Source organism: Erwinia psychrophila, from assembly GCF_039023475.1.
Lineage (GTDB): Bacteria > Pseudomonadota > Gammaproteobacteria > Enterobacterales > Enterobacteriaceae > Erwinia.
Genome location: NZ_JBCHVB010000003.1, coordinates 315,065 through 340,001, shown reverse-complemented (window position 1 = coordinate 340,001; position 24,937 = coordinate 315,065). Strand labels below are relative to the sequence as shown.

Sequence of the window (24,937 nt, the reverse complement as noted above, 5' to 3'; positions counted from 1 at the left end):
TTAGCAATCCTATATTCTTAAGATTGATTCTTATCTTTGACTAAGAAATCAGAATCGCCTGACACAGTGTGCTTTCGGATAGAGAATGAGCTGTAAATCTTTATGATAGTAAAATAGGAGATAGTCATCAGAATGGATGTGTAAAGTACGGCCTGAAGCGGATCTTTAAGCTGTAACTTAACGCCAAATGCCAGGAGGATTGTGGGAACCATAACCTTCAGTATCTGCTCCGTCCCACAAAGAACGAGACTATTTCTGCCAAGATCTCTTATTGCCTTTATATTAATAAAGTATGCTAATGCAATGCTCGGCAAAAACATAAAGCAAGTCACGAAGAAGTAAATTAAATATCTTAACTCGGGGGATTGCACGCCTTTGAATTTAGAGAACGTACCATATTGATAAGAATAAGCGAAGTATGCAAATGAAAGCATCACAATAAAGGTTATTAACCCTCGCATCTTTCCTTCGTAAGCTACAGACCATTCTTTTTTAACTTTATTAGAAACTAAAACACCAAAGGAAAAGTAGCTTAAGTAATGGAGGGCACTATCAACATTGAAAATCATTGATGGCATTTTCGTGGCCCACACAGGTGTAAGACAATAAGCAACAAGTGATATAATAAAAATATAAAATGCATTTTTAATCAGTACATTTGCCACCGTATAATATACGATAACCATGAACAGGCAGGGCAGGAACCACAAAGATGTTATTGGAACTTGATTACGTATTCCCATAGCAGCTTTTATCAACATGTCATGAAGTCTTTCTGGCGGCAGGTTCCATTTTAACGCATATACAGCTATTCCTATAACAGAAAAGACGGCGTAAGGTATGATTATTTTTATAAATGATTTTATTATTTTCTGTAAACCTGCAGCCAGGTCAGAGCTTCTGTTATAAAAAAGACCTGACATAAAAAAGAAAAGCGGAACATGGAAAGAAAAAACAAAAGGATAAAGCTTATCGCCTACTGCCCCAAGATGCCCCAGGTAGATATAGAACATCCCGATAAATTTAAGATTATCAATCCATTCAATTCTGGGACCACTCGATTTTTCCATTTTACTTTCCAGAAGTATATTTACATGATGCTTTTAATCTTTACACTTTTTTTACCTAAAATCAACAATGTCAACATGAGTGTTTCATCAGGGAAAATACCATCAAGACATCTTCAGCATCGTGTCAGTTATGTCAGCGTTTTTCATGCATGCACCAGTTCTATTGAACAACCTCATTATGTGATTCCCAAGGATCAGAGCGGCGATAGCAAGGTTTGATACGGTTTTACTGCAAAAGTAAGCGCTACGGATGAATTGGTGAGGTATGAGGTGCCAACAAAAGGAGGCCAGAGATCTTTGCATCAGCAGCATTGATCGTGTTGGTAAAGCAATACTCCTTGAAATAAACACCATATTACCCAGGAATGTCTGTTTTTATGATTGCCGGAGATGCTCCTGACCCCTCTGTTGGTATCCATGTACTGGACTCTTCATAGCGATCCATTATCCCCATACTGTTTCCTGCATAATACAGTATTAAAATGCGGGTCTTTTCCATTGTCCTTCATATCCGCAGATCGGCAATAACAGACCTGGCATCCGTCAGGCTTACAGCCGGATACCGGCCAGGGCCAGGCCGCTGAACTGAGCTGTCCTGTGCTATCTGTAGCGGTATTGAAAGGTGATAACCCCTTTCGGTGAAATTCGCACGCCAGGTCCGTTGGTATCTGCCACTTCTGGACTTCCTGAATATGGTTTACCATGTAAGGTACGGAGTTGAGTCGTGTAGACGGCCATAATCCTCTTCTGTACGCGTGGTTTCAGAGATTCTGTATCCGCGTTGTACGCAATACTGCATAGACTAAAGTGAACACCTACAAACTCAAACACTAGTGAACGTAGAAGGCCGTAAGCATTAAATTGAGCACTGCGTTTTCAGGAAGTTAACGAACAGAAGTGAACAGAGAAAAACAGTGAAAGACAAATCAGTACAACCTACGTTCCTTTTCCATGACTATGAGACCTTTGGCAAAAGCCCGTCGCTGGACAGGCCTGCGCAGTTCGCCGGGATCCGTACGGATATGGACTTCAACATTATCGGTGAGCCGGAAGTTTTCTACTGCCGCCCTGCGGATGACTACCTGCCGCAGCCGGAAGCGGTGATGATCACCGGCATTACGCCGCAGCTGGCCCAGGCGAAAGGCCTCAGCGAGGCGGCGTTCACCCAGCGCATTCATCAGCTTTTCAGCGAACCCAACACCTGCATTGTCGGCTATAACAACGTGCGCTTCGACGATGAGGTGACGCGGAATCTCCTTTACCGCAACTTTTACGATCCTTATGGCTGGAGCTGGCAGAACGGCAACAGCCGCTGGGATCTGCTGGATGTGATGCGCGCCTGTTACGCGCTGCGACCGGAAGGCATTGAATGGCCGGAAAATGACGAGGGCTTTCCCAGCTTCCGCCTGGAGCATCTGACCAAAGCCAACGGCGTGGCTCATGAAAATGCGCACGATGCAATGTCTGACGTCTATGCCACCATCGCGATGGCGAAGCTGGTCAAGGAAAAGCAGCCGCGGCTGTATGATTTTCTTTTCAGCCACCGCAATAAGCAAAAGATCGCCGCGCTGATTGATATCCCGCAAATGAAACCGCTGGTGCATATTTCCGGCATGTTTGGCGCATTTCGCGGTAATACCAGCTGGATTGCGCCGCTGGCCTGGCACCCGGTAAATAAAAATGCGCTTATTGCCTGCGACCTTGCGGGTGATATTGCCCCGCTGCTGGCGCTTGATGCCGATCGGCTGCGCGAGCGGCTTTATACCCGTCGTGAAGATTTAGGCGGGGAATCCGCCGTGCCGGTGAAGCTGGTCCACATTAATAAATGTCCTGTTGTAGCGCCCGCCAGCACGCTGCGGCCAGAAGATGCGGCGAGACTGAGCATCGATCGTCAGCACTGCCTGGATAATCTTGCCCTGCTGCGCCAGCATCCCGAGATCCGCGAAAAGGTCGTCGCCCTGTTCGCCGAGGCAGAACCTTTCAGCCCTTCAGAGGATGTCGATGCGCAGCTCTATGACGGCTTCTTCAGCGACGCCGACCGTGCAGCGATGAAGATTATTCTGCAAACGGCGCCGGCGCATCTCCCCGCGCTGGATCTGACGTTTAATGACGCGCGCATCGAAAAGCTGCTGTTCCGCTACCGGGCGCGCAACTTCCCCGGCACGCTGGATGAAGCCGAGCAGAACCGCTGGTTACAGCATCGCCGTGAAGCGCTGAACCCTGAACGCGTGCAGGGATATGTTCAGGAACTGGAAAGCCTGTTTGCTCAGTATGAAGGGGACCAGGCTAAGATGAACCAGCTCAAGGCGCTGTTTGATTATGCGCGTGAACTGGTTTCTTAAGAAGATAGCTCTGTGTCCGCTCCGGCCTTGCACAGAGAGACAGCCAGCAAAAAGGGCGCCGTAGCGCCCTTTTTTCTTCACCGTTCTGTTCAGATCAGCTTTTCGTTACACTGCGGCACCGGATTACGGAAGCTGCGGGTGACGAACGCCAGATAAATCAGGCCAATCGTGCCCCAGACCAGACCCAGAATCATCGAACTCTCTTCCAGGTTAATCCACAAAGCGCCCACCGTCAGCGCACCGCACAGCGGTAACAGCAGAAAGTTGATGTTATCTTTCAGCGTCTTGTTGCGCTTTTCACGCACCCAGAACTGCGAAATCACCGACAGGTTCACGAAGGTGAAGGCCACCAGCGCACCAAAGTTAATCAGCGCCGTCGCGGTCACCAGATCGAAGGTGACGGATGAGAGGGCTATTACGCCGACCAGCAGCACGTTCAGCGCCGGGGTCCGCCACTTCGGATGAATGTAGCCGAAGAAACGCTCCGGGAATACGCCATCACGGCCCATCACATACATCAGGCGGGACACGCCAGCGTGCGCCGCCATGCCGGAAGCCAGCACGGTCACGCAGGAGAAAATCAGAATGCCGAACTGGAAGGCTTTGCCTGCCACGTAAAGCATGATTTCTGGCTGAGAAGCGTCCGGATCCTTAAAGCGGGAAATGTCCGGAAAGTAAAGCTGCAGGAAGTAAGAGACCACGACGAAGATCACGCCGCCAAACAGGGCGGTCAGGAAGATCGCTTTCGGGATCACGCGTTCCGCATCTTTCGTCTCTTCCGACAGCGAGCTGATACCGTCAAAGCCGAGGAACGAGAAGCAGAGAATAGTCGCCCCGGTAATCATCGGCACAACATGCGCATCTTCAGACCAGAAAGGCTGGCTGCTCACCAGAGTACCGGCACCTTCACCATGCGCCACGCCATAGATGACCATACCCATAATGACGACCATCACGGCGACCTGAAGCACCACGATCACGCTGTTAAAATTGGCCACCGTTTTAATGCCCTTCAGATTAGAAAGGGTCATAAAGCCGACCAGCATGAAGACAAAGATCCACGATGGGATCCCCGGCACCAGGGCTTCAAAATAGATTTTAGCCAGCAGGATGTTAATCATCGGCATGAACAGATAGTCCAGCAGCGATGACCAGCCGACCATGAAACCGACGTGCGGACTGATCGCCTTCTGGGCATAGGTATAGGCGGAACCGGCTGACGGGAAGCGGCGAACCAGCTTACCGTAGCTCAGGGCGGTAAATAATATCGCCACCAGCGCAAAGGCGTATGCCGTGGCAACGTGACCGTTGGTCAGCCCGGAAACAATACCAAAGGTATCGAACAGGGTCATAGGCTGCATATAGGCAAGACCCATCATCACCACGGGCAGAAGGGTGAGTGATTTTTTCAGATGCGCGCGCGGCTGGCCCGCAGGAGTCTGGTGATTAAGCGACATGATTCAGCCTCCCCATAGCGTCAACCTTTCTGGGCTGAACCACAGGGAAACTTCGCGTCATGCGATAGTTTTTCATGAGGGGGGGAACGGACTGACAGGCGGGAGTGAATGCAAAGCCTGACATGGCGCCGTAGTCATCGCGCTGGCGGGTGCCGGCGCGAGCCGGAGTAAATAAGTGCTGCCCCATTGTTCTTATTCCTCAACATGACACGTTCGTGCGTGTTTAAAGTGTGTGTATCTATCCGGTTTTAGACCGGCCTCTTGAATGCGATAAGGTTTCTGCAAAAAAATAACCGGCGCGGATAGCGTCGGTTAATAGCGTCATTTTGCAGGGCGCGTATTTTGCACTACCCGCAGGGAAGAAGACAAGCGTTTCAGGCCTTCCATCACAATTTCTTTGCTGGCCGTAAGCGGAATAAGAAAACGAATCACATTTCCACGCACGCCGCAGGAGAGCAAAATCAGCCCCTGCCGGCCAGCCTCCTGCACCAGCGCCTGGGTGATTGCCTTATCGGGCCTGCTGCCGTCGCCCGCCTCGACCAGCTCTATCGCCACCATCGCCCCGACCCCGCGCACCTCGCCAATAGCGTCAAACTCTTCCGCCATCTGTCGCAGCGCCGTCATCAGCCATTCCCCCTGCTGCACTGCCCGCTGGTTTAACTGCTCATCGTCAATCAGCTGCACAACTGCCAGCGCGGCGGCAATACTGACAGGCGATCCGGCATAGGTGCCGCCTAATCCCCCGGCCTGCGCGCGCGCCATCAGCGATTTTCGCCCCACGACCGCAGAGAGAGGAAAGCCTCCCGCAAGGCTTTTCGCCATCGTCACGATGTCCGGTTCCACACCGCTGTGCTCTATGGCAAAAGTTTTCCCGGTCCGGCAGAAGCCGCTCTGTATTTCATCGGCGATCAGGACAATCCCGTGCTCGCTGCAAACAGCGCGCAGCTGCTGTAGAAAGCTGGCAGGCGCGGCATAAAAGCCCCCTTCTCCCTGGACCGGCTCAATAATGATGGCCGCCACATCGTCAGGGGAGACGTCAGCGGCAAATATTCCCTGTAGCGCAGCCAGCGACTGAGATTCACTGATGCCGAGATAGCTACAGGGATAAGGCGCATGAAATATCCCACCGGGAAAAGGACCGTAGCCTTTTTTATAGGGCTGGACTTTTCCGGTCAGCGCCATGCCCAGCAGGGTCCGGCCGTGAAAGCCGCCGCGAAAGGCGATGACGCCGCTGCGCCCCGTGGCGATCCTCGCGATCTTAATGGCATTTTCCACCGCTTCCGCGCCGGTGGTCATCAGCAGCGTCTGGGTGGGTTCGCCGATCGGCACCCGTTCATTCAGCCGTTCGGCCAGTTCTATGTAGCTACCGTAGGGCGTGACCTGAAAACAGGGATGGGTAAAGCATTCCAGTTGCGCTGCTACCGCCCGGATGACTTCAGGATGGTTATGTCCGGTGTTGACGACCGCAATGCCGGAAGCGAAATCGATATAGTGTTTCCCCTCCACGTCCCAGATTTCCGCATTAAGCGCTTTTGCTACGTAAACCTGAAGTGAGTTCCCAACGCCCGCCGTGACCGCCGTTTCACGCCGCTGCTGCCACTGCTGATTAGTCTGACTCATCTTGCGCCCCCTCAGGCGTTTTTCAGCATCCAGTCGATTTCCGTTGCGGTAATCAGACGTTCAAAGTGCATCAGCTCATAATGTTTACAGCTGTGCCAGACGTAGGCGAAACGGCCACCCAGCAGCTGTTGCAGCGCCGCGCTTTGTTCAAATTCGCATAGCGCATCACTCTGACGAACCGGCAGGGGATTCCCTACCGCTTCATGGCCGTTGCCCTGTACCGCAGACGGCAGAGGTAACGGATTATCCAGACCGTGCAGTATCCCGGCCAGGACGGCCGCCACGACCAGATAAGGATTAGCGTCGGCGCCCGCAACGCGATATTCGATGCGGTGATTTTCACGCTCGCCACAGGGAATGCGTAGCGCAACGGTACGGTTATTGTGCCCCCAGGAAGCCTGTAGCGGCACAAAAGCATCGGGAAGGAATCGGCGGTAGGCGTTTACGTTTGGCGCCAGCAGCGCCATTGAGGCGGGCATCAGGTCGATCATCCCGGCCAGCGAGCGCTTAAGCAAAGGGGAGTCGCTGCCGTCATCACCGGCGAATGCGTTGTGGTCGGCGGCGTCCAGCATGCTGATATGAATATGCATGCCGCTTCCTGCATACTCTTCATAGGGTTTGGCCATAAAGGTGGCGTTCATCCCATGATTCTCTGCCACCTGTCGTACCAGCCGCTTAAGCTGCACCGCATGGTCGCAGGCGTTCAGCACGTTACGGGTATGGTGCAGGTTGATTTCAAACTGTCCCGGTGAGGCTTCCGCCAGGGCGCCATCGGCAGGAATGCCCTGTCGCCTGGCGAGTTCGTCGATATCGCTTAGCACTTCCGCAAAATGGTCGAGATTATCAACCGAGTAAACCTGACTTTGCCGGTTTCGCTCATCGCTACCCGGTGCGCAGGGCGGCTGAATAAAGCCGTCGGCATCGCGCTTTTTATCCACCAGATAGAACTCCAGCTCTACCGCTACCACCGGAAATAACCCTCTGTTACGCAGCTGCTGCCAGAGATGGTTAAGGACATTACGGGGTTCAACGTCAAAGGGAGTACCATCTTGATTACGCATGGTCAGAAGAATCTGCGCCAGGTTATCCGGATCGGCTGCGGAGGGAATGAGCGAGCCTTCTACCGGGACACAAATGTTATCGGGTTCACCCAGCGCCTGGCCGAGGCCAGCTTCTTCAACCGTATTACCGAGGATGTCCATGGCAAAGACAGAGGCGGGAAAATAGCAGCCTTTTTCCAGTTTCTTCAGGTTGGTAATGGGGATGCGTTTTCCCCGAAAGACGCCGTTGAGATCGTTAAGCAGAATATCGACAAATTGCGTTTGAGGATGGCGTTCCAGATAAGCGCTGACTTCTTGCTGGAACGCGCTGGTTCGTTTCTCTTCACTGTGCCGCGTGAAGTCTTCCACTTCGACAAGATTGGTCATCATACCACCCGCCTTCGTTCAGTCACTGAGCGTTGCTCAAAATAACAGCCACATTTCTAACATAGCGCCAACATTTGGCTTAATCAAATGCAACATTGAACTTTATCTGACCGCTAAATCCGTTTGAAAATTGAGCAGGTGATTGCTAAGTTGTAAATATATTGGACAAAACAGCGCCGTTTGCGCTTTCTGCGGTAGATATAGTTGACACGCTGGCAGGATGAAAATGGGCAATATATTGAACAAGCCGTTGATTGGCGTGGTGATGTGCCAGATTACTCATGACGGTCATCCGGCGCAGATGGTGCATAACAAATATCTGGATGCGGTGATGCTGGCGGGCGGGATACCTCTGGCGCTGCCGCATAACTTATCTTCTTTGCCTTCCCTGCCGGAGCAGATGCTTGACTCACTGCAAGGTGTGTTGCTGACCGGCAGCTCAAGTAATATTGAACCGCATCATTACGGCGACACCGCGGCGGGAGACGATGCCGACCCGGGGCGCGACCGGCTGGCCTTTGCCCTGACCGAAGCCGCTCTTCACCGGCAGTTACCGCTGTTGGGCATTTGTCGTGGTCTTCAGGAGCTTGTGGTTGCCACGGGCGGCAGCCTTCACCCGCGACTCCACCATGTACCCGGCTTTCAGGAGCATCGTGAAAATGCCAGCCAGCCCCTTAGTGAACGCTATGCCCCCGTTCATGATATTCATATTCAACCCGGTGGGCTGCTGGCAGAGCTGGCAGAAGGCCGGCAGGGGTTCAGCGTTAATTCGCTGCATCAGCAGGGGATCCGCTCGCTGGGCGCCCGGCTTCGCATCGAAGCGCTGGCCGGTGATGGCCTGCCGGAAGCCGTCAGCCTGCGGGACCACCCTTTTGCGCTGGCGGTGCAGTGGCATCCCGAATGGCAGAGCGAGAGCGCTCCGCTTTCGCGTCAGCTCTTCGGAGGATTTATCCAGGCCTGCCAAAGGCAACGAAAGGAAACAGGGTTATGACTGATACCACACTGGCTCCGGGTCGGCGGTTGTCCACTATCCGCCAGCAGATGGGATTATCGCAGCGGCGTGTTGCGGAGCTTGCCGGTCTGACGCACAGCGCCATCAGCACCATTGAGCAGGATAAGGTCAGCCCTGCGGTGAGCACGCTGCAAAAACTGCTGAAGGTGTACGGGCTGTCGCTTTCTGAGTTTTTCTCAGAACCGACAAGGGTCAAAACGCCTGAAGTGGTCGTTGAGGCGGAAGATCTGATTGATATCGGCGGTCAGGGCGTCTCGCTGCGGCTGATTCATAACGGTAATCCAGAGCGGACGCTGGCGATGCTGCTGGAAACCTACGAACCCGGTGCGACAACCGGGGAAAAAATCCGGCATCCGGGAGAGGAGACCGGTACGCTTCTTGAAGGACAAATCACGCTGACTATTAATGGCGAGAGTTACCATCTCCACGCCGGGCAGAGTTACGTTATAAATACCGGCCATCCTCACAGCTTTACTAACGCCTCAACGCAGCCGTGCCGCATTGTCAGTGCGCATACACCGGCAACGTTCTGATTAGCCCCTAGCCACCTTCTCTGCTGACAGGCGTTCAGCGTCCGGGGAGAGGATTCCATTCAGGAGGAAGTGATGGATTATGTGAAAAATTACTACACCGCCACGGCGAATCCTCATGCTCCCTGGCCGCAGCTTAACGACAGCATTCAGTGCGACGTTTGCGTGATTGGCGGCGGGTTTACCGGCCTCTCCTCTGCACTCTATCTGACTGAGGCGGGCTATGATGTGGTGCTGCTGGAGGCTGCCCGCATCGGCTATGGTGCCAGCGGCCGTAACGGCGGCCAGGTCGTTAACTCCTACAGCCGCGACGTCGATGTGATTGAGCAGCGCTACGGCAAAGAAATTGCCCAGCTGCTGGGCAGCATGATGTTCGAAGGCGCGGGCGTTATCCGCGACCGCATCGATCGCTACGCCATCGCCTGCGACTACCGTGCGGGCGGCATCTTTGCGGCGCTGAACAAGCGCCAGTTTCAGCATCTTAAAGCGCAGCATGCGCGCTGGCAGGCGTACGGAAATCATGAGACGGAGCTACTGGGCGAGGCGGGTATCCGGCGCGAAGTTGGCAGCGATCGCTACGTTGGCGGCCTGCTGGATCATCGCGGCGGTCATCTTCATCCGCTGAACCTGGCGCTGGGTGAAGCAGAAGCGATCCGCCGCCACGGAGGACGCATCTACGAAAGGTCGCCGGTAACCTCGGTCAGCTATGGTGCGCCGCACCAGATCCAGACGGCGCAGGGCAACGTTGCTGCAAAATATGTTATTTTCGCCGGTAATGCCTATCTTGCGCCGCATCTTGAACCCAGGCTGACCCGACTGAGCATTCCCTGCGGCTCACAGATCGTGACCAGTGAGCCGCTGTCAGCCGATAAAGCGCTGGCGCTGCTGCCTAATAACTACTGCGTGGAGGATTGTAACTATCTGCTGGATTACTTCCGCCTGACCGCCGATAACCGTCTTCTCTACGGCGGCGGCGTCATCTACGGGGCGAAGGAGCCGGATGATATCGCCGCGCTGATCCGGCCAAAACTGCTGAAAACATTCCCACAGCTGGCGGGCATCGCCTTCGATTACGCCTGGAGCGGCAATTTTCTGCTGACGCTCTCCCGCATGCCGCAAATCGGCCGGCTGGAGAACGGCGTTTATTATGTTCAGGGCGACAGCGGCCATGGCGTCACCTTTACGCATCTGGCCGGGAAGCTGGTGTCGGAAGCGATGGGCGGCCGCCCTGAACGCTTTGATGCCTTTGCAAAACTGCCGCATCAGCCCTTTCCCGGCGGTCGCCGTCTCAGCGTGCCGTTAACGGCGATTGGCGCGGCATGGTATTCACTGCGGGACAGGCTGGGGGTATAACGCCAGCCTTCCTCACCGGCGAACGCGGGCGTCGCTAAAGCAGCGGCATCCGGGCAGGATCGGCATAGCGGTATTCAAATCCCAGGTCTTTGCAAATCTGACTGCCGTCGACAATCTTCCCTTTATCCTCGCCCTCTTCCGGCTGGAATGTGGGCGGCGTCAGCTCAAGCTGGCGCGCTACCGCAGGATAGTATTCGCTGCGTGCAGGATGCTCTGGTGCGCTCAGGTTATAAATATGCCCCCCTTCAGGCGTCTCCAGCAGCAGCGTAATCGCTCCGATAACATCCTCAAGATGCACCAGATTCACGCCGTGCGAGCCGTTAGCCAGATCGCGTTTCCCGGCCAGAAAACGGCCAGGATGACGTTCCGGCCCCACCAGCCCGGAGAGCCTCAGGATATCAACGGAGGTACCGGGAAGCTGGTGTAGCCACTCTTCCAGCTCCTTCAACGTTTTGCCGGCAACGGTCACTGGCTCAAGCGGACTCTCTTCCTTCATCACGCCCGAGCCGCTGCCATAGACCGAGGTAGAGCTGGTGAATATAATCCTCGGCACAGCGTACGAGAGCGCACTGTCCACAATCTGCTGCACGGCAAGAAGGTAATTATCGCCTCCTTCCGCCGTCCGGCTGGCGGGGAGCGTTACGATCAGGGCATCTACCTTCATTAACGCTTCAAGATCGTCAGCGTCGCATTCCAGCTCGGGAGTCAGCGTCAACAGGTAGCCTTCGATGCCGCACATGCGGGCGGCATCCACGCCATCCTGCGTGGTTTTGCTGCCCACGACCTGCCATCCGCGCGCCTTCAGGGAAAGCCCCAGCGGCATTCCAAGCCAGCCTAACCCTACAATCGCCACTTTTTTCATGCCGTCCATCCTTTGCTTATCCAACGTCAATCCCTCTAAGCTACGTCAGGCCAGCGCCAGTGACAATCCGTCAGCGCCGTTTATCTTTCCTCACCGAAAAAAAGGGTTGCGCACGTCCGCTATCCCGGTTAGGTTATTGCTTACGAAATGAATATACATTCATCCAAGAGAATTTTATGACACGCGTTCAGTTCAACCATCATCATCACCATCACCCTGACTAGTCTTTCAGGCGATGTGTGCTGGAAGACATTCAGGATCTTCCAGTGGTGCAGAACGCAAGAGAGCCCCCGGAAGATCGTCTTCCGGGGGCTTTTTTTTTGGACGCGAGTCCGGCCCAGATTAGGTTGAATGCGGATAAACAGACGTCGAAGCAGACAGGCAAAGAGGATAAGTACCGATGTTAGATAACACACGTTTACGCATAGCTATGCAGAAATCCGGCCGTTTAAGCGATGAATCACGCGAATTGCTGGCCCGCTGCGGCATTAAAATTAACCTGCAACAGCAGCGTCTGATTGCCTTCGCAGAAAATATGCCCATCGATATTCTGCGCGTGCGCGACGACGATATCCCCGGTCTGGTGATGGACGGCGTGGTGGATCTGGGCATTATCGGTGAGAACGTGCTGGAAGAGGAGCTGCTTAACCGCCGCGCCCAGGGTGAAGATCCCCGCTATCTCACCCTGCGTCGTCTCGATTTCGGCGGCTGCCGCCTCTCGCTGGCAATGCCGGTCGATGATGAATATACCGGTCCGCAGTGTCTGCAAAACGCCCGCATCGCCACTTCTTATCCTCACCTGCTAAAGCAGTATCTCGACAAACAGGGTATTGCGTTTAAATCCTGCCTGCTAAACGGCTCCGTCGAAGTAGCGCCACGCGCTGGTCTGGCCGATGCCATCTGCGATCTGGTTTCAACCGGTGCCACCCTGGAGGCCAATGGCCTGCGTGAAGTCGATGTGATTTACCGCTCCAAAGCCTGCCTTATTCAGCGCGACGGCGAGATGCCGGGCACCAAGCAGGAGCTGATTGATAAGCTGATGACCCGCATTCAGGGCGTCATCCAGGCACGCGAATCCAAATACATCATGCTGCACGCGCCAAGCGAGAAGCTGGAAGACATTATCTCCCTTCTACCCGGCGCTGAACGTCCGACCGTCCTGCCGCTGGCGGGTGACAAGAGCCGCGTGGCTATGCACATGGTCAGCAGCGAAACTCTCTTCTGGGAAACCATGGAGAAGCTGAAGGCGCTGGGCGCCAGCTCCATTCTCGTGCTGCCTATTGAGAAGATGATGGAGTAACAATCAATGGCAAACTTCGCGACCCCCATCGACTGGCAGACCTGCGGCGCAGAGGAACAGCAAAGGCTGCTGACCCGCCCGGCTATCTCTGCCTCAGAAAACATAACCCTCACCGTACGCGCCATTCTGGATCGGGTGAAGGCGGAAGGTGATGACGCGCTGCGTTACTACAGCGCCACCTTTGATAAAACGCAGGTGGATGCGCTTAAAGTTACTGATGCACAGATAGAAGCCGCATCTGCCCGCCTGAGCGATGAACTTAAGCAGGCGATGGCCGTCGCCGTCAGCAATATTGAGACCTTCCACGTCGCACAAACGCTGCCGCCCGTCGATATCGAAACGCAGCCCGGCGTACGCTGCCAGCAGATTACCCGGCCGGTTGACGCGGTCGGCCTCTATATTCCGGGCGGTTCTGCGCCACTATTTTCAACGGTGCTGATGCTCGCCACGCCGGCGCGAATCGCAGGCTGCCGGCGCGTGGTGCTCTGCTCGCCGCCGCCGGTTGCTGACGAAATCCTCTATGCGGCGAAGCTGTGTGGGGTGAAGGAAGTGTTCCAGGTGGGCGGCGCGCAGGCCATCGCCGCGCTCGCGCTGGGGACGGCGTCCGTACCGAAAGTCGATAAAATTTTCGGTCCGGGCAACGCTTACGTGACCGAGGCCAAGCGCCAGGTCAGCCAGCGTCTGGACGGCGCCGCCATCGATATGCCAGCGGGTCCTTCAGAAGTGCTGGTGATTGCCGATGCCGGCGCGACGCCCGATTTTGTCGCCTCCGATCTGCTATCCCAGGCGGAACACGGGCCGGATTCGCAGGTTATCCTGCTGACGCCTTCGGCAGAGATGGCTACGGCCGTTGCTGCGGCGGTGGAGAATCAGCTTGCGGCGCTACCCCGGGCAGCAACCGCCCGTCAGGCGCTGGCGAGCAGCCGCCTGATCGTCACCCGGGATATCGCGCAGTGCGTGGAGATCAGCAACCGCTACGGGCCTGAGCATCTGATTATTCAGACCCGCAACGCCCGGGAACTGATTGACAGCATTACCAACGCCGGTTCGGTCTTCCTCGGTGACTGGTCTCCGGAATCGGCCGGGGATTACGCTTCCGGCACCAACCACGTGCTGCCCACTTATGGCTACACGTCAACCTGCTCAAGCCTGGGGCTGGCCGATTTTCAGAAGCGTATGACCGTGCAGGAGCTGACAAAGCAGGGCTTTATGGGACTGGCATCTACCATTGAAATACTGGCGGCGGCAGAGCAGCTGACCGCGCATAAAAATGCCGTCACGCTGCGCGTTGACGCGCTCCGGGAGGATTGATGAGCAGCAAAATTGAAGCGCTGGCCCGCGCCAATGTTCGTGCGTTAACGCCCTACCAGTCCGCCCGCCGGCTGGGCGGCAACGGCGACGTCTGGCTGAACGCTAATGAATATCCGCTGGCGGTGCCGTTCGATCTCAGCCAGCAGACGCTGAACCGCTATCCGGAGTGTCAGCCTAAAGAGCTTATCGCCCGCTATGCCGCCTATGCCGGTCTGGCGACGGAGCAGGTGCTGGTGAGCCGTGGCGCCGATGAGGGCATTGAGCTGTTGATCCGGGCCTTTTGCGAACCGGGCAAAGATGCGGTGCTGTTCTGCCCGCCCACCTACGGGATGTACAGCGTCAGCGCTGAAACCTTTGGCGTGGAATATCGCACGGTTGCAGCGCGTGACAACTGGCAGCTCAACCTACCTGCGATTGCAGACAAGCTTGACGGCGTTAAGGTGATTTACGTCTGTAGCCCCAATAATCCGACCGGCAATCTGGTGAATCCCGACGATCTCCGCCAGCTTCTGGAGATGACCCGCGACAAAGCGCTGGTGGTGGCGGATGAGGCATACATTGAGTTCTGCCCGGAAGCGACGCTCACCGGCTGGCTGGCGGAATATCCGCACCTCGTGGTGCTGCGCACGCTGTCCAAAGCTTTCGCGCTGGCGGGCCTGCGCTGCGGCTTTACGCTGGCTAATGCCGACGTCATTGCGCTGTTAATGAAGGTCATCGCGCCCTATCCGCTCTCGACGCCGGTTGCCGACATCGCGACCCAGGCGCTGAGCGAGCAGGGCCTGACGCTGATGAAACAGCACGTCAGCGAAACTATCGCCACCCGTGAATGGCTGACGGAGGAACTTCGTCAGTGTGCCTGCGTGGAGACCGTATTCGCGAGCCAGACTAACTACCTTCTTGTCCGCTTCACCGCTGCCAGTGAGGTCTTTAAATCGCTGTGGGATCGGGGCATTATTCTGCGGGACCAGAATAAGCAGCAGGGGCTTTCCGGCTGTCTGCGCATCTCAATTGGCACCCGTGAAGAGAGCGAACGCCTAATCAGCGCGCTGAAAACCTTACCCGGCACGTCCGTTTCCATGGAGCAAGCATGAGCCAGAAAGTTCTTTTTATCGATCGTGACGGCACGATTATCGCCGAGCCACCGGAAGATTTTCAGGTGGACAGCCTGAGCAAGCTGGCCTTTGAGCCGGATGTGATCCCTGCCCTGCTGGCGCTGCAGACCGCAGGTTACCGCCTGGTGATGATCACCAATCAGGACGGACTGGGCAGCAGCAGCTTCCCTCAGGCGGACTTTGATGGCCCGCATAACCTGATGATGCAGATACTGAGTTCACAGGGCGTAAAATTTGACGATGTCCTGATTTGCCCGCATCTGCCCGAGGATAACTGCCTCTGCCGTAAGCCTGGCACCAAAATGGTGGAAACCTGGCTGGCAGAGGGCGTACTGGATACCATCAACAGCTATGTGATTGGCGATCGCCTCACGGACGTACAGCTGGCGAACAATATGGGAATCGGCGCGCTGCACTACTCGCAGAACGGCCTGACCTGGCAGATGATTCAGCAGCAGCTGACGCAGCGCGATCGCCATGCGCTGGTGAACCGTAATACGAAAGAAACGCAGGTTAAGGTTGAAGTCTGGCTGGATCGCGAAGGTGAGAGCCGTTTCAACACCGGCGTGGGCTTTTTCGATCATATGCTGGATCAGATTGCCACCCATGGCGGCTTCCGCATGAATGTTGAGGTAAAAGGCGATCTCTATATCGACGATCATCACACGGTAGAAGATACCGGTCTGGCGCTGGGCGAAGCGCTGCTCAAGGCGCTTGGGGATAAGCGCGGCATCGGCCGCTTCGGCTTCGTGCTGCCGATGGATGAGTGCCTGGCGCGCTGCGCGCTTGATATCTCCGGCCGTCCACATCTGGAATATAAAGCGGAGTTCAACTATCAGCGTGTGGGGGATTTGAGCACTGAGATGGTCGAGCACTTCTTCCGCTCGCTCTCCTACACGATGGCCAGCACCCTGCACCTGAAAACCAAAGGCAAAAACGATCACCACCGCGTCGAGAGTCTGTTTAAAGTCTTTGGCCGCACGCTGCGCCAGGCCATTCGCGTGGAGGGCAACACCCTGCCCAGCTCAAAAGGAGTGCTGTGATGGATGTGGTCATTCTGGATACCGGCTGCGCCAACCTCTCTTCGGTAAAATGGGCGGTGCAGCGCCTGGGCTACGATCCCGTTGTCAGCCGCGAGTCTGAAATCGTGCTGCAGGCGGATAAACTTTTCCTGCCCGGCGTCGGTACCGCCCGGGCCGCGATGGACCAGCTGGCGGAGCGCGAGCTGATCGAGCTGATCAGAGCCTGTACCCAGCCCGTTCTCGGCATCTGTCTCGGAATGCAGCTGCTGGGTGCGGAAAGCGATGAAAGTGGCGGCATCAAAACGCTCGGCATTATCGACCGGCCGGTGAAGCGCATGATCGACCACGGCCTGCCGCTGCCCCACATGGGCTGGAACCAGATTACTTCTCAGGCGGGTAACCATCTGTTTCGCGGCATTCCCGACGGTTCGTACTTCTATTTCGTTCATGGCTATGCCATGCCGGTGAATGAGTACACCATCGCGCAGTGCAGCTATGGTGAAGCCTTCACCGCCGCCGTGGAGAAAGATAACTTCTTCGGCGTGCAGTTCCACCCCGAGCGTTCCGGCGCCGCTGGCGCACAGCTGCTGAAAAACTTTCTGGAGATGTAACGGTGATCATTCCCGCACTAGATTTGATTGATGGCAACGTAGTGCGCCTCCATCAGGGTGACTACGGCCAGCAGCGCGACTACGGCAGCGATCCGCTGCCCCGCCTGCAGGATTACGAAGCTCAGGGCGCTAGCATCCTGCACCTGGTCGATCTGACCGGCGCGAAAACGCCGTCGGCTCGCCAGATCCCTTTGCTGAAAAAGCTGCTGGCAGGCGTCAGCGTCCCGGTACAGGTTGGTGGCGGCATCCGCAGTCGTGAAGATGTGGAAGCCCTGCTGGAAGCGGGAGCGAGCCGGGTTGTGGTCGGCTCCACCGCCGTAAAGCAGCCGGAAGAAGTCCAGAACTGGTTCCGGCAGTATGGCGCTGAGGCGATTGTGCTGGCGCTGGATGTCCGCATTGAGGGCGACCGTAAGGAAGTGGCGATCAGCGGCTGGCAGGAAGCGGCTGGCGTCACGCTGGAAGAGGTAATTGAACAGTACAGTCCCTTCGGCCTGAAGCACGTTCTCTGTACCGATATTTCGCGCGACGGGACGCTCAGCGGTTCCAACGTCGCGCTCTATCGCGAGGTGGCTGCACGCTATCCCGCTATTGCGTTTCAGTCCTCGGGCGGCATCGGTTCGCTGGACGATATTGCGGCCCTTCGCGGCAGCGGCGCTCAGGGCGTGATCGTGGGCCGTGCGCTGCTCGAAGGCAAATTCACCGTCACGGAGGCAATCTCATGCTGGCAAAACGGATAATCCCCTGCCTGGACGTGCGTGACGGCCAGGTGGTTAAGGGCGTACAGTTCCGCAATCACGAAATCATCGGCGATATCGTGCCGCTGGCGCAGCGTTATGCGCAGGAAGGGGCCGATGAGCTGGTTTTTTATGATATTACCGCCTCTTCCGACGGCAGAGTCGTGGATAAAAGCTGGGTGTCACGCGTTGCCGAAGTGATCGATATCCCTTTCTGCGTCGCGGGCGGCATTAAGTCAGCCGAAGATGCAGCGCATATCCTCTCCTTCGGCGCGGACAAAATTTCCATCAATTCTCCGGCGCTGGCCGACCCAACGCTGATTAACCGACTGGCCGATCGTTTTGGCGTGCAGTGCATCGTGGTGGGAATTGATACCTGGCATGACAGCCAGAGCGGCAAGTATCACGTTAACCAGTACACCGGTGATGAAAGCCGTACCAAAGTCACCGGGTGGGAAACGCTTGAGTGGGTCAGAGAGGTGCAGCTGCGCGGCGCGGGCGAAATCGTCCTGAATATGATGAATCAGGATGGCGTACGTAATGGCTACGACCTGATCCAGCTGCAAAAAGTCCGTGAAGTGTGCAACGTACCGCTGATCGCTTCCGGCGGCGCTGGCACGATGGAGCACTTCCATCAGGCTTTCCGCGATGCGGACGTCGATGGTGCGCTGGCCGCCTCCGTCTTTCATAAGCAGATTATCAATATCGGTGAGCTGAAAAGGTTCCTGATTGAAAAAGGTGTGGAGATCCGCGCGTGTTAACAGAACAACAGCTGGCCCGGCTTGACTGGGAAAAAACCGACGGCATGATGCCGGCCATCGTACAGCACGCCGTCTCCGGTGAAGTGCTGATGCATGGCTATATGAACCAGCAGGCGCTGGCAAAAACGCTGGAGATAGGTAAAGTGACCTTCTGGTCACGTACCAAACAGCGGCTCTGGACGAAAGGTGAAACCTCGGAAAACTACCTTAACGTAGTCAGTATCACCCCGGACTGCGACAACGATACGCTGTTGATCCTGGCCAACCCCATCGGGCCGACCTGTCATCTGGGTACATCAAGCTGCTTTTCACCGGCGGTACCGGAATGGACGTTTCTGTATCAGTTGGAACAGCTGCTGGCGGAGCGGAAACATGCCGATCCGAACAGTTCCTATACCGCCAGCCTCTATGCCAGCGGAACGAAACGCATCGCCCAGAAAGTGGGTGAGGAAGGCGTGGAGACTGCGCTGGCTGCCACGGTAAACGACCGTGAAGAGCTGACCAACGAAGCTTCCGATCTGATCTATCACCTGCTGGTTCTGCTTCAGGATCAGGAGCTTGATCTCAGCCACGTGATCAATAATCTTCGTCAGCGTCACAAGTAACCTGTTACGTCTCTAAGGCCGGGAAACCGGCCTTTTTTATTGGGAAAAAACGTGGTGCGGCTGACGCATAGGCTGTCCTGCGCGGCAAACCAGCCCTTTCCCTACCCTCTGGATGTTAAGCACTGTCCCTGGCTGAAGCTCAGTTTTTCGCTAACAGCGCAGTAAAATTTTCGTCAATCACTTTATATGACTCTTCCGCTTTAATCTTATAAAGCTCGCTGGAAGGATGGATACAGTCAGGTGACATCTTTTTCTGCCAGTCAGGCATAGCCTGGATGCGCTGATATTGCTTAACCAGCGGCACTGACAGCGTTTTCGCCAGGGAGTCCAGACGGGCATTAAAAGGTGAGACGTTCCAGCTTTCGGCTTTACCACACAGCGGGTGAGGCTCCTGCAGTATCACTTCTTTGCCGTTTTTACGCGCGATGGTCACCAGCCGGCTCATCACATCCTCATACTGCTCCGGACTCAATACGTAGCTGGGTTTAACATCCTTAAAATGAAAATGGCGGGCATCATTGGTAGCAAAATTCAGGATGATAATTTTTGCCGTGGATTTTTTCATCTCATCGGCCCATCTTTCGTTATTTTTATATCTGTAGGTCCCGTAGAGTAATTCGATTGCCTGTGCGGAGGGCTTGCCTTTATTAACGACTTCTATCTCTTTACCATATTTTTTCTGCAAAAAATCGCTGAGGAAATGCATTTCATTATGCCCGGCGATCACATTGGTCAGCCTGCCATCCGGCTTCCTGACCGCTACCACGCCTGCAGTGCTGGAACCGCCATAAGCTTCGATAATCACTTTATCATCACTATTTTTCGACTGTGCCACGAATGGCATGAGAGCGATTAAGAAAAAAATGATATATGCGCGCATAAAAGACCTTTGATAATAATAGAAGTTAAAGCCGTTTTTTAGAAATAGCGCCAGTACAAAGCATTGTCTATTCCAAAATAAAACAGTAACACATGGCTCTACCGGGTAAAATAATCAAATTCCTGGATTCATTTATGGAGTGCACACTTTCAGGGAACTGATGATGTGCCTGCCACATCAGAACGCTGGGTAAAGCAGGCTGTGCTAGCAACCAAAATGATAGGAATGCGCTGAAAAGTTTTCCGTTAAAAAAATAAACATATAAGTTACATAATAGCAACATTAGAGCGCCTTACCGGTCTCAGCGCTCTGCAAACGATAACTTAAGCCGCTTATTACACCCTAATTAAATTTTATAGATCGCTGTAATAGAGTGTTTTTATTAACTATTTACACCTAACTGAAAAAAAATCCACCCTATTTATGTTATTCAAAAGATAACTTTTGTAATTTCAGAATAAGACCTATACCAAAAAGCCAGAATGCGACAGCGCCTTTTATAACAAAAATAATCGTTAAGTAACAACTTGGGGTATTGTCTGAATCTTATTCCTAATTGTAAATCCTTGCTGACAAGGGTGGTATGATCCCCGGCACTTAGCAGAAAAAATATACTTTGCGCGTTTCGCGTATCAGATGCGCTTTGTGCAAAGCGATGATGTGTTACCAGACACAAGTATTAACAAAAAACTGCTCTTTCATTATTTAAGGCAATACTATGGAAACCTCACCTTTTTTAGCCAGAAGAAATATAGGTCTCGACTTTCTACGAGCCATACTAATCCTTGAGGGGGTGCTTTATCATGCCGCAAGAAGCCTGCCGGGTAATAATAATAGCTGGTACTATATCGCCAACAAAAATGAATCGATCGCTTTTTCATCGCTGATTGAATTTGTCCATACTTTCCGGATGGAGGCGTTTTTCTTCCTCTCCGGTATGTTCTCAGCCATGGTTATCCTGCGTAAGGGAAAGGATTTCTTTATCGACAACAGGAAGAAGCGCGTGCTGCTACCGTTGGTGGGTGCATTCGCCTTTATTCCACCAGTCATGTACCTCATCACTTCCTTTATCGACGGTGAGCAGATTACCAACACCGGATTGCTGCACTCCTGGGGTTATCTGCACCATTTGTGGTTCCTGGTGTCGCTGTCGATCATGTCGCTAATCGTGCCGGTGAGCTGGTGTGAAAAGATCTCAGTACTATTTCGCAAGTTACCCCTTCCGGTCATCGTCGCGGCGATCATTATCGCCTGTAACTTCTTCTTTGCGGTGAAGTACGTGGTGAAAGATATGGGTGAACTGGTAGCTCTGCTGCCAGTAACGGCGCGCTTCTTTATCTACTATGTCGCGGGTTATGCGCTGTACGTCAACAGAGATCAAATCCCGCGGATTAAAACCAGTTTTATACTCAAATCCTGGCTACTGCTTCCTTTCGGCCTGCTTACCTACCTCTCCTTCTATGTGATCCTGGATCGCCAGATTGAAGGGATGATGAAATATATCCCGACCCTGATTGCCAGCGTCTTCTCCGTGCTGTTCTCTTTCTGGCTGGTGTTTTTCTTTGAGAAGATGTCGATCAAAGAGAGTAAAACTGTAAAGCTCGTCGTGGATTCCGCGCTGGTGGTCTATATCATGCACTATCCCGTGGTGATCTTTTTCTCCTGGTTCGCGGATGCCTGGCTGGGGAAAGCGTATTCTCTCAGCTACGTAGCGACGATAACGCTGATTGGGTTAAGCTGCAGCCTGCTGCTCTACTTTGTGGTGAAGCGTAGTAAGGTGCTCTCCACGGTATTTGGTCTGAAACCTGCTACTGCGAAGCCTGCTACCGCACCCTTACGACCCGAGTGATGGGCGTGACGTTGTAAATAAAAAAGCCTGCTGATGCAGGCTTTTTTTCAGGCTTGGCCTGTGGTATTTCAGGCATGTTTACAACTTCAATCTGGGGAGTGTGATAATGGCTGAGTTTAAAGGCACACAACGTACTATCCTTTGTCTTTAAAAATCACTGTTGCTGAGCATAACTCATCCTGCAAGCTGGCAGGGTCCCATACTCCTCCAGATGTTCATGAATACGATTGCCCCACCATTCTTTTGCAATCCAGATAGCTATACCGTGCGCATTTATGACGTCAGCCCAGAAGCCCTCTCGCATAGAATTCACGTACAGTTAAAAAGCAGCGGTCGGTAACGGGTAAGAACAGCTAAACAGCATGCCAGAATGAGTAATAACAAACACAAAAAAACCCGGCTGTTGCCGGGTTTCTGAATGCTTGTTGCTTAATGATTTTCACGGTATCTGCGTGCTATATTACGCCCCAATACAATCGCTGAGCCAATAATCCCGCCAAGTAATACTGCAAAGATAACCGTCAGACCGCGTTTCGGGCTATCGCGACGTAAAGGTAAATCCGGCTGCATGATATAGCGGAAGGATTGTAGGTTATCTACCTGGATCCTCAGGTCCTGTATTGAGCGTAACGCTCGCTGCGTTGCATAGTAATTTTCGTCCAGCGGTAAGGGGCGAGTCGCTTCATTGGTTATTGCGGCATTCAACGATTTGGCGCCCAACAGGTAAAGCGTATCATCTGATAAGTGCTCTGCCTGGGTCAGTTGTGAATTGGCAATGCCAGAAGCTTCCGCAACCTTAAGCGCCTGCTTCAGAGCCTCAATACGCTGCTCTTTTTTATCCTGCGCAACCTTCATCTGTGAGTTTAGCGAGTCGCTAAGCTCCCTGGATTTAACCTCCATGCTGCGTTTAATGTCCGCCCCATAATCGTCAACCACCTCATCATTCATTTTCTCGATAAAGTGCGTTACCTGCGCCTGCGCTTCTTTAGCGGTTTGCGCACTAAACGTCACGCGTAGCGGTTCCGTCTGTCCAACAGTAACGGGGGTGACTTTCAAATCCAGCGGATCCTGCAGATTCTGTAGTGAGTCTGAAAGCGCATAAAGGGATGAGCTAAAACGCCCAAAAAGCTGGTCCTGTAGTTCAGCCAGACCAGGTTTATCCTGCGGATACTGTGAATAAAGCACGTTAAGCGCGGCGTTATAGTTGGCTACCTGCCCTGCGCTGGGCTGTGTGACAATCGTTTGTGACGTCCATTTTTCTTTAGCGATGAACAGGTAAGCTACTGCCAGTAAAACGAAAATAATGATCGTCGCTACAACCGTTTTTTTGCCTTTCCACAATTGAGCCACCACATCAAGCAGGTCAAGCTCATCATCATTGTTAAAAAAAGTCTGACGAAGTAAAGACTGGTCCGTGTTTGTCTTATTTTCTTGAGTCATGTTTCTGGTATACCCAACTTAATAATTAAAAAGTGGAATGATAAACGACTGGGAAAACAATAACAAAAAGATGCATATTGCGTTATCTCAATCCAATAAAAAACCTCCCAAAGGGAGGTTTTTTAAGCAAACCAGGATTAATCCAGCCATTCCGTGTGGAAAACACCTTCTTTATCCGTACGCTTATAGGTATGCGCACCGAAGTAGTCGCGCTGAGCCTGAATCAAGTTCGCTGGCAGTACTGCTGAACGGTAGCTGTCGTAGTATGCGATAGCTGCAGAAAAAGTTGGCGTTGGGATACCATTTTGTACTGCATAAGCCACAACGTCACGCAGCGCCTGCTGATATTCATCAGCAATGTTTTTAAAGTAAGGTGCCAGCAGCAGGTTAGCGATGTTTGCATCATCAGCATAGGCATCAGTGATCTTCTGCAGGAACTGAGCGCGAATGATGCAGCCAGCACGGAAGATTTTAGCAATCTCACCGTAGTGCAGATCCCAGTTGTTCTCAGTAGATGCCGCTTTCAGCTGAGAGAAGCCCTGAGCATAAGAAACGATTTTACCGAGGTAAAGCGCGCGACGCACTTTCTCAACAAATTCGTCTTTCTCACCGCTGATGGTTTTAACCTGCGGGCCGCTCAGTACCTTGGATGCAGCAACACGCTGAGTTTTTAATGAGGAAAGATAACGGGCAAACACAGATTCAGTGATCAGTGACAGCGGCTCACCGAGATCCAGGGAGCTCTGGCTGGTCCACTTACCCGTGCCTTTATTGGCCGCTTCATCCAGGATCACATCGACCAGATAGTTACCGTCTTCATCTTTTTTCGTGAAGATGTCTTTGGTGATGTCGATCAGATAGCTGCTCAGCTCACCTTCGTTCCATTCGCTAAAGGTCTTAGCCAGCTCTTCGTTACTCAGGTTGAGGGCATTTTTCAGCAAAGAGTAGGCTTCAGCAATTAGCTGCATGTCGCCGTACTCAATACCATTGTGCACCATCTTAACGTAGTGACCTGCACCATCTGGTCCCATATAAGCTACGCAAGCTTCACCTTCTGCACGGGCGGCGATCTCATTAAGGATCGGCGCAACCAGCTCGTAAGCTTCTTTCTGGCCACCAGGCATGATTGAAGGGCCTTTCAGTGCACCCTCTTCGCCACCGGATACACCAGTGCCGATAAAGTTGAAGCCCTGTTCTGACAGCTCTCGGTTACGACGGATAGTATCTTTATAGAAGGTGTTACCACCATCAATCAGGATATCGCCTTTATCAAGGTGTGGAGTCAACGAAGCAATAGTTTTGTCTGTCGCTTCACCAGCCTGCACCATCAGCAGGATGCGACGAGGTTTCTCAAGCGAATCCACAAACTCTTCGATGCTGTAATGAGGAACCAGTTTTTTACCCGGATTCTCTGCAACGACTTCATCCGTTTTCTCACGCGAGCGGTTAAAGATAGATACTGAATAGCCGCGGCTCTCAATATTGAGCGCCAGATTACGGCCCATTACAGCCATACCTACAACGCCGATCTGTTGCTTGGACATTACATTCTCCTGTGAGGTGTGTTCACTGCGACTTAACAGCAGCGCAAAGTATGATTGATATTAACTCAATACTAGCGCCCGATAATAGCGTTTGA

At 53.5% G+C, this 24,937-nt stretch carries 22 protein-coding genes, 1 pseudogene and 1 other annotated feature; of the genes and pseudogenes, 14 read left to right on the top strand and 9 right to left on the bottom strand.

Going from position 1 to position 24,937, the window contains the following annotated elements:
• Positions 1-17 precede the first annotated feature (17 nt).
• Positions 18-1,070, bottom strand: coding sequence for an acyltransferase family protein (locus AAH446_RS10380; protein WP_342906632.1), 1,053 nt, complete (start codon positions 1,068-1,070; stop codon positions 18-20).
• Between the two features lie 511 nt (positions 1,071-1,581).
• Positions 1,582-1,808: pseudogene (locus tag AAH446_RS10375) on the bottom strand (Arm DNA-binding domain-containing protein); the annotation flags it as partial.
• A 176-nt stretch (positions 1,809-1,984) separates the two neighbouring features.
• On the opposite strand from AAH446_RS10375, the gene sbcB reads away from it, so the two are divergent.
• On the top strand, positions 1,985-3,412 hold the full coding sequence (gene sbcB, locus AAH446_RS10370; protein WP_342906631.1) for an exodeoxyribonuclease I: 1,428 nt from the start codon (positions 1,985-1,987) through the stop codon (positions 3,410-3,412).
• A gap of 89 nt (positions 3,413-3,501) precedes the next feature.
• Here sbcB and AAH446_RS10365 read toward each other — a convergent pair whose 3' ends face one another.
• The 3 genes from AAH446_RS10365 to AAH446_RS10355 all read right to left on the bottom strand — a co-directional run bounded on the left by AAH446_RS10365 (position 3,502) and on the right by AAH446_RS10355 (position 7,919).
• Entirely contained in the window at positions 3,502-4,869 is a 1,368-nt protein-coding gene (locus AAH446_RS10365) for an APC family permease (protein ID WP_342906630.1), read from the bottom strand.
• Positions 4,870-5,190: 321 nt separating this feature from the next.
• Entirely contained in the window at positions 5,191-6,489 is a 1,299-nt protein-coding gene (gabT, locus tag AAH446_RS10360; RefSeq protein WP_342906629.1) for a 4-aminobutyrate--2-oxoglutarate transaminase, read from the bottom strand.
• 11 nt (positions 6,490-6,500) lie between these two features.
• Positions 6,501-7,919, bottom strand: coding sequence for a glutamine synthetase family protein (locus tag AAH446_RS10355; protein WP_342906628.1), 1,419 nt, complete (start codon positions 7,917-7,919; stop codon positions 6,501-6,503).
• A gap of 223 nt (positions 7,920-8,142) precedes the next feature.
• On the opposite strand from AAH446_RS10355, the gene puuD reads away from it, so the two are divergent.
• The 3 genes from puuD (at position 8,143) to AAH446_RS10340 (ending at position 10,811) form a co-directional block, all read left to right on the top strand.
• Positions 8,143-8,907 carry a gamma-glutamyl-gamma-aminobutyrate hydrolase gene (gene puuD / locus AAH446_RS10350; protein ID WP_342906627.1) on the top strand — a complete coding sequence of 255 codons (765 nt, stop codon included), beginning with the start codon at positions 8,143-8,145 and terminating at the stop codon, positions 8,905-8,907.
• A complete protein-coding gene (gene puuR / locus AAH446_RS10345; protein WP_342906626.1) occupies positions 8,904-9,461 on the top strand; it encodes an HTH-type transcriptional regulator PuuR in 558 nt (185 codons plus the stop codon). The genes puuD and puuR overlap by 4 nt, the downstream gene beginning before the upstream one ends.
• A 72-nt stretch (positions 9,462-9,533) precedes the next feature.
• Positions 9,534-10,811 (top strand): NAD(P)/FAD-dependent oxidoreductase, encoded by a 1,278-nt coding sequence (locus tag AAH446_RS10340; RefSeq protein ID WP_342906625.1) that lies wholly within the window; start codon positions 9,534-9,536, stop codon positions 10,809-10,811.
• Positions 10,812-10,845: 34 nt separating this feature from the next.
• On the opposite strand, the gene AAH446_RS10335 is transcribed toward AAH446_RS10340, so the two are convergent.
• The gene (locus AAH446_RS10335; protein ID WP_342906761.1) at positions 10,846-11,673 is read right to left on the bottom strand and encodes an SDR family oxidoreductase; all 828 of its coding nucleotides are present in this window, start codon (positions 11,671-11,673) and stop codon (positions 10,846-10,848) included.
• 176 nt (positions 11,674-11,849) lie between these two features.
• Between AAH446_RS10335 and hisL the strand changes: the two genes are divergently transcribed.
• From hisL to hisIE, 9 genes are all read left to right on the top strand, one after another.
• Positions 11,850-11,897 (top strand): his operon leader peptide, encoded by a 48-nt coding sequence (hisL, locus tag AAH446_RS10330; protein ID WP_100396937.1) that lies wholly within the window; start codon positions 11,850-11,852, stop codon positions 11,895-11,897.
• Positions 11,873-11,994, top strand: a sequence feature (His leader region). (Overlaps the previous gene by 25 nt.)
• A gap of 79 nt (positions 11,995-12,073) precedes the next feature.
• On the top strand, positions 12,074-12,973 hold the full coding sequence (gene hisG / locus AAH446_RS10325) for an ATP phosphoribosyltransferase (RefSeq protein WP_342906624.1): 900 nt from the start codon (positions 12,074-12,076) through the stop codon (positions 12,971-12,973).
• 6 nt (positions 12,974-12,979) lie between these two features.
• Positions 12,980-14,284, top strand: coding sequence for a histidinol dehydrogenase (hisD, locus tag AAH446_RS10320; protein ID WP_342906623.1), 1,305 nt, complete (start codon positions 12,980-12,982; stop codon positions 14,282-14,284).
• The gene (gene hisC, locus AAH446_RS10315; RefSeq protein ID WP_342906622.1) at positions 14,284-15,375 is read left to right on the top strand and encodes a histidinol-phosphate transaminase; all 1,092 of its coding nucleotides are present in this window, start codon (positions 14,284-14,286) and stop codon (positions 15,373-15,375) included. The genes hisD and hisC overlap by 1 nt, the downstream gene beginning before the upstream one ends.
• Entirely contained in the window at positions 15,372-16,439 is a 1,068-nt protein-coding gene (hisB, locus tag AAH446_RS10310; protein ID WP_342906621.1) for a bifunctional histidinol-phosphatase/imidazoleglycerol-phosphate dehydratase HisB, read from the top strand. Before hisC ends, hisB begins: the two co-directional genes overlap by 4 nt.
• A complete protein-coding gene (gene hisH, locus AAH446_RS10305; protein WP_342906620.1) occupies positions 16,439-17,029 on the top strand; it encodes an imidazole glycerol phosphate synthase subunit HisH in 591 nt (196 codons plus the stop codon). Before hisB ends, hisH begins: the two co-directional genes overlap by 1 nt.
• Positions 17,030-17,031: 2 nt before the next feature.
• On the top strand, positions 17,032-17,766 hold the full coding sequence (gene hisA, locus AAH446_RS10300; protein WP_342906619.1) for a 1-(5-phosphoribosyl)-5-[(5-phosphoribosylamino)methylideneamino]imidazole-4-carboxamide isomerase: 735 nt from the start codon (positions 17,032-17,034) through the stop codon (positions 17,764-17,766).
• Positions 17,748-18,524: an imidazole glycerol phosphate synthase subunit HisF gene (gene hisF, locus AAH446_RS10295; protein ID WP_342906618.1), complete on the top strand. Its 777-nt coding sequence runs from the start codon at positions 17,748-17,750 to the stop codon at positions 18,522-18,524. Before hisA ends, hisF begins: the two co-directional genes overlap by 19 nt.
• Positions 18,518-19,129, top strand: coding sequence for a bifunctional phosphoribosyl-AMP cyclohydrolase/phosphoribosyl-ATP diphosphatase HisIE (gene hisIE, locus AAH446_RS10290; protein WP_342906617.1), 612 nt, complete (start codon positions 18,518-18,520; stop codon positions 19,127-19,129). The genes hisF and hisIE overlap by 7 nt, the downstream gene beginning before the upstream one ends.
• A 139-nt stretch (positions 19,130-19,268) precedes the next feature.
• Here the strand turns inward: hisIE and AAH446_RS10285 are convergent, their stop codons facing one another.
• Positions 19,269-19,973, bottom strand: a complete 705-nt coding sequence (locus AAH446_RS10285) for an SGNH/GDSL hydrolase family protein (RefSeq protein ID WP_342906616.1) — start codon at positions 19,971-19,973, stop codon at positions 19,269-19,271.
• 754 nt (positions 19,974-20,727) lie between these two features.
• Between AAH446_RS10285 and AAH446_RS10280 the strand changes: the two genes are divergently transcribed.
• Positions 20,728-21,858 carry an acyltransferase family protein gene (locus AAH446_RS10280; protein ID WP_342906615.1) on the top strand — a complete coding sequence of 377 codons (1,131 nt, stop codon included), beginning with the start codon at positions 20,728-20,730 and terminating at the stop codon, positions 21,856-21,858.
• 429 nt (positions 21,859-22,287) lie between these two features.
• Here AAH446_RS10280 and wzzB read toward each other — a convergent pair whose 3' ends face one another.
• Together wzzB and gndA are read right to left on the bottom strand one after the other, a co-directional pair.
• Positions 22,288-23,298 (bottom strand): LPS O-antigen chain length determinant protein WzzB, encoded by a 1,011-nt coding sequence (wzzB, locus tag AAH446_RS10275; protein WP_342906614.1) that lies wholly within the window; start codon positions 23,296-23,298, stop codon positions 22,288-22,290.
• Between the two features lie 137 nt (positions 23,299-23,435).
• Positions 23,436-24,842 carry an NADP-dependent phosphogluconate dehydrogenase gene (gndA, locus tag AAH446_RS10270; RefSeq protein ID WP_342906613.1) on the bottom strand — a complete coding sequence of 469 codons (1,407 nt, stop codon included), beginning with the start codon at positions 24,840-24,842 and terminating at the stop codon, positions 23,436-23,438.
• Between the last annotated feature and the right edge of the window lie 95 nt (positions 24,843-24,937).

What these genes read in the sequence shown, in the direction of transcription:
- AAH446_RS10365 (WP_342906630.1), bottom strand. Translation starts at nt 4,869, where the DNA reads ATGTCGCTTAATCACCAGACTCCTGCGGGCCAGCCGCGCGCGCATCTG.
- puuD (WP_342906627.1), top strand. Translation starts at nt 8,143, where the DNA reads ATGGGCAATATATTGAACAAGCCGTTGATTGGCGTGGTGATGTGCCAG.
- hisD (WP_342906623.1), top strand. Translation starts at nt 12,980, where the DNA reads ATGGCAAACTTCGCGACCCCCATCGACTGGCAGACCTGCGGCGCAGAG.
- gndA (WP_342906613.1), bottom strand. Translation starts at nt 24,842, where the DNA reads ATGTCCAAGCAACAGATCGGCGTTGTAGGTATGGCTGTAATGGGCCGT.
- hisF (WP_342906618.1), top strand. Translation starts at nt 17,748, where the DNA reads ATGCTGGCAAAACGGATAATCCCCTGCCTGGACGTGCGTGACGGCCAG.
- hisC (WP_342906622.1), top strand. Translation starts at nt 14,284, where the DNA reads ATGAGCAGCAAAATTGAAGCGCTGGCCCGCGCCAATGTTCGTGCGTTA.
- hisG (WP_342906624.1), top strand. Translation starts at nt 12,074, where the DNA reads ATGTTAGATAACACACGTTTACGCATAGCTATGCAGAAATCCGGCCGT.
- hisH (WP_342906620.1), top strand. Translation starts at nt 16,439, where the DNA reads ATGGATGTGGTCATTCTGGATACCGGCTGCGCCAACCTCTCTTCGGTA.
- puuR (WP_342906626.1), top strand. Translation starts at nt 8,904, where the DNA reads ATGACTGATACCACACTGGCTCCGGGTCGGCGGTTGTCCACTATCCGC.
- AAH446_RS10335 (WP_342906761.1), bottom strand. Translation starts at nt 11,673, where the DNA reads ATGAAAAAAGTGGCGATTGTAGGGTTAGGCTGGCTTGGAATGCCGCTG.
- AAH446_RS10285 (WP_342906616.1), bottom strand. Translation starts at nt 19,973, where the DNA reads ATGCCATTCGTGGCACAGTCGAAAAATAGTGATGATAAAGTGATTATC.
- AAH446_RS10340 (WP_342906625.1), top strand. Translation starts at nt 9,534, where the DNA reads ATGGATTATGTGAAAAATTACTACACCGCCACGGCGAATCCTCATGCT.
- AAH446_RS10280 (WP_342906615.1), top strand. Translation starts at nt 20,728, where the DNA reads ATGGAAACCTCACCTTTTTTAGCCAGAAGAAATATAGGTCTCGACTTT.
- AAH446_RS10380 (WP_342906632.1), bottom strand. Translation starts at nt 1,070, where the DNA reads ATGGAAAAATCGAGTGGTCCCAGAATTGAATGGATTGATAATCTTAAA.
- AAH446_RS10355 (WP_342906628.1), bottom strand. Translation starts at nt 7,919, where the DNA reads ATGATGACCAATCTTGTCGAAGTGGAAGACTTCACGCGGCACAGTGAA.
- gabT (WP_342906629.1), bottom strand. Translation starts at nt 6,489, where the DNA reads ATGAGTCAGACTAATCAGCAGTGGCAGCAGCGGCGTGAAACGGCGGTC.
- wzzB (WP_342906614.1), bottom strand. Translation starts at nt 23,298, where the DNA reads ATGACTCAAGAAAATAAGACAAACACGGACCAGTCTTTACTTCGTCAG.
- hisB (WP_342906621.1), top strand. Translation starts at nt 15,372, where the DNA reads ATGAGCCAGAAAGTTCTTTTTATCGATCGTGACGGCACGATTATCGCC.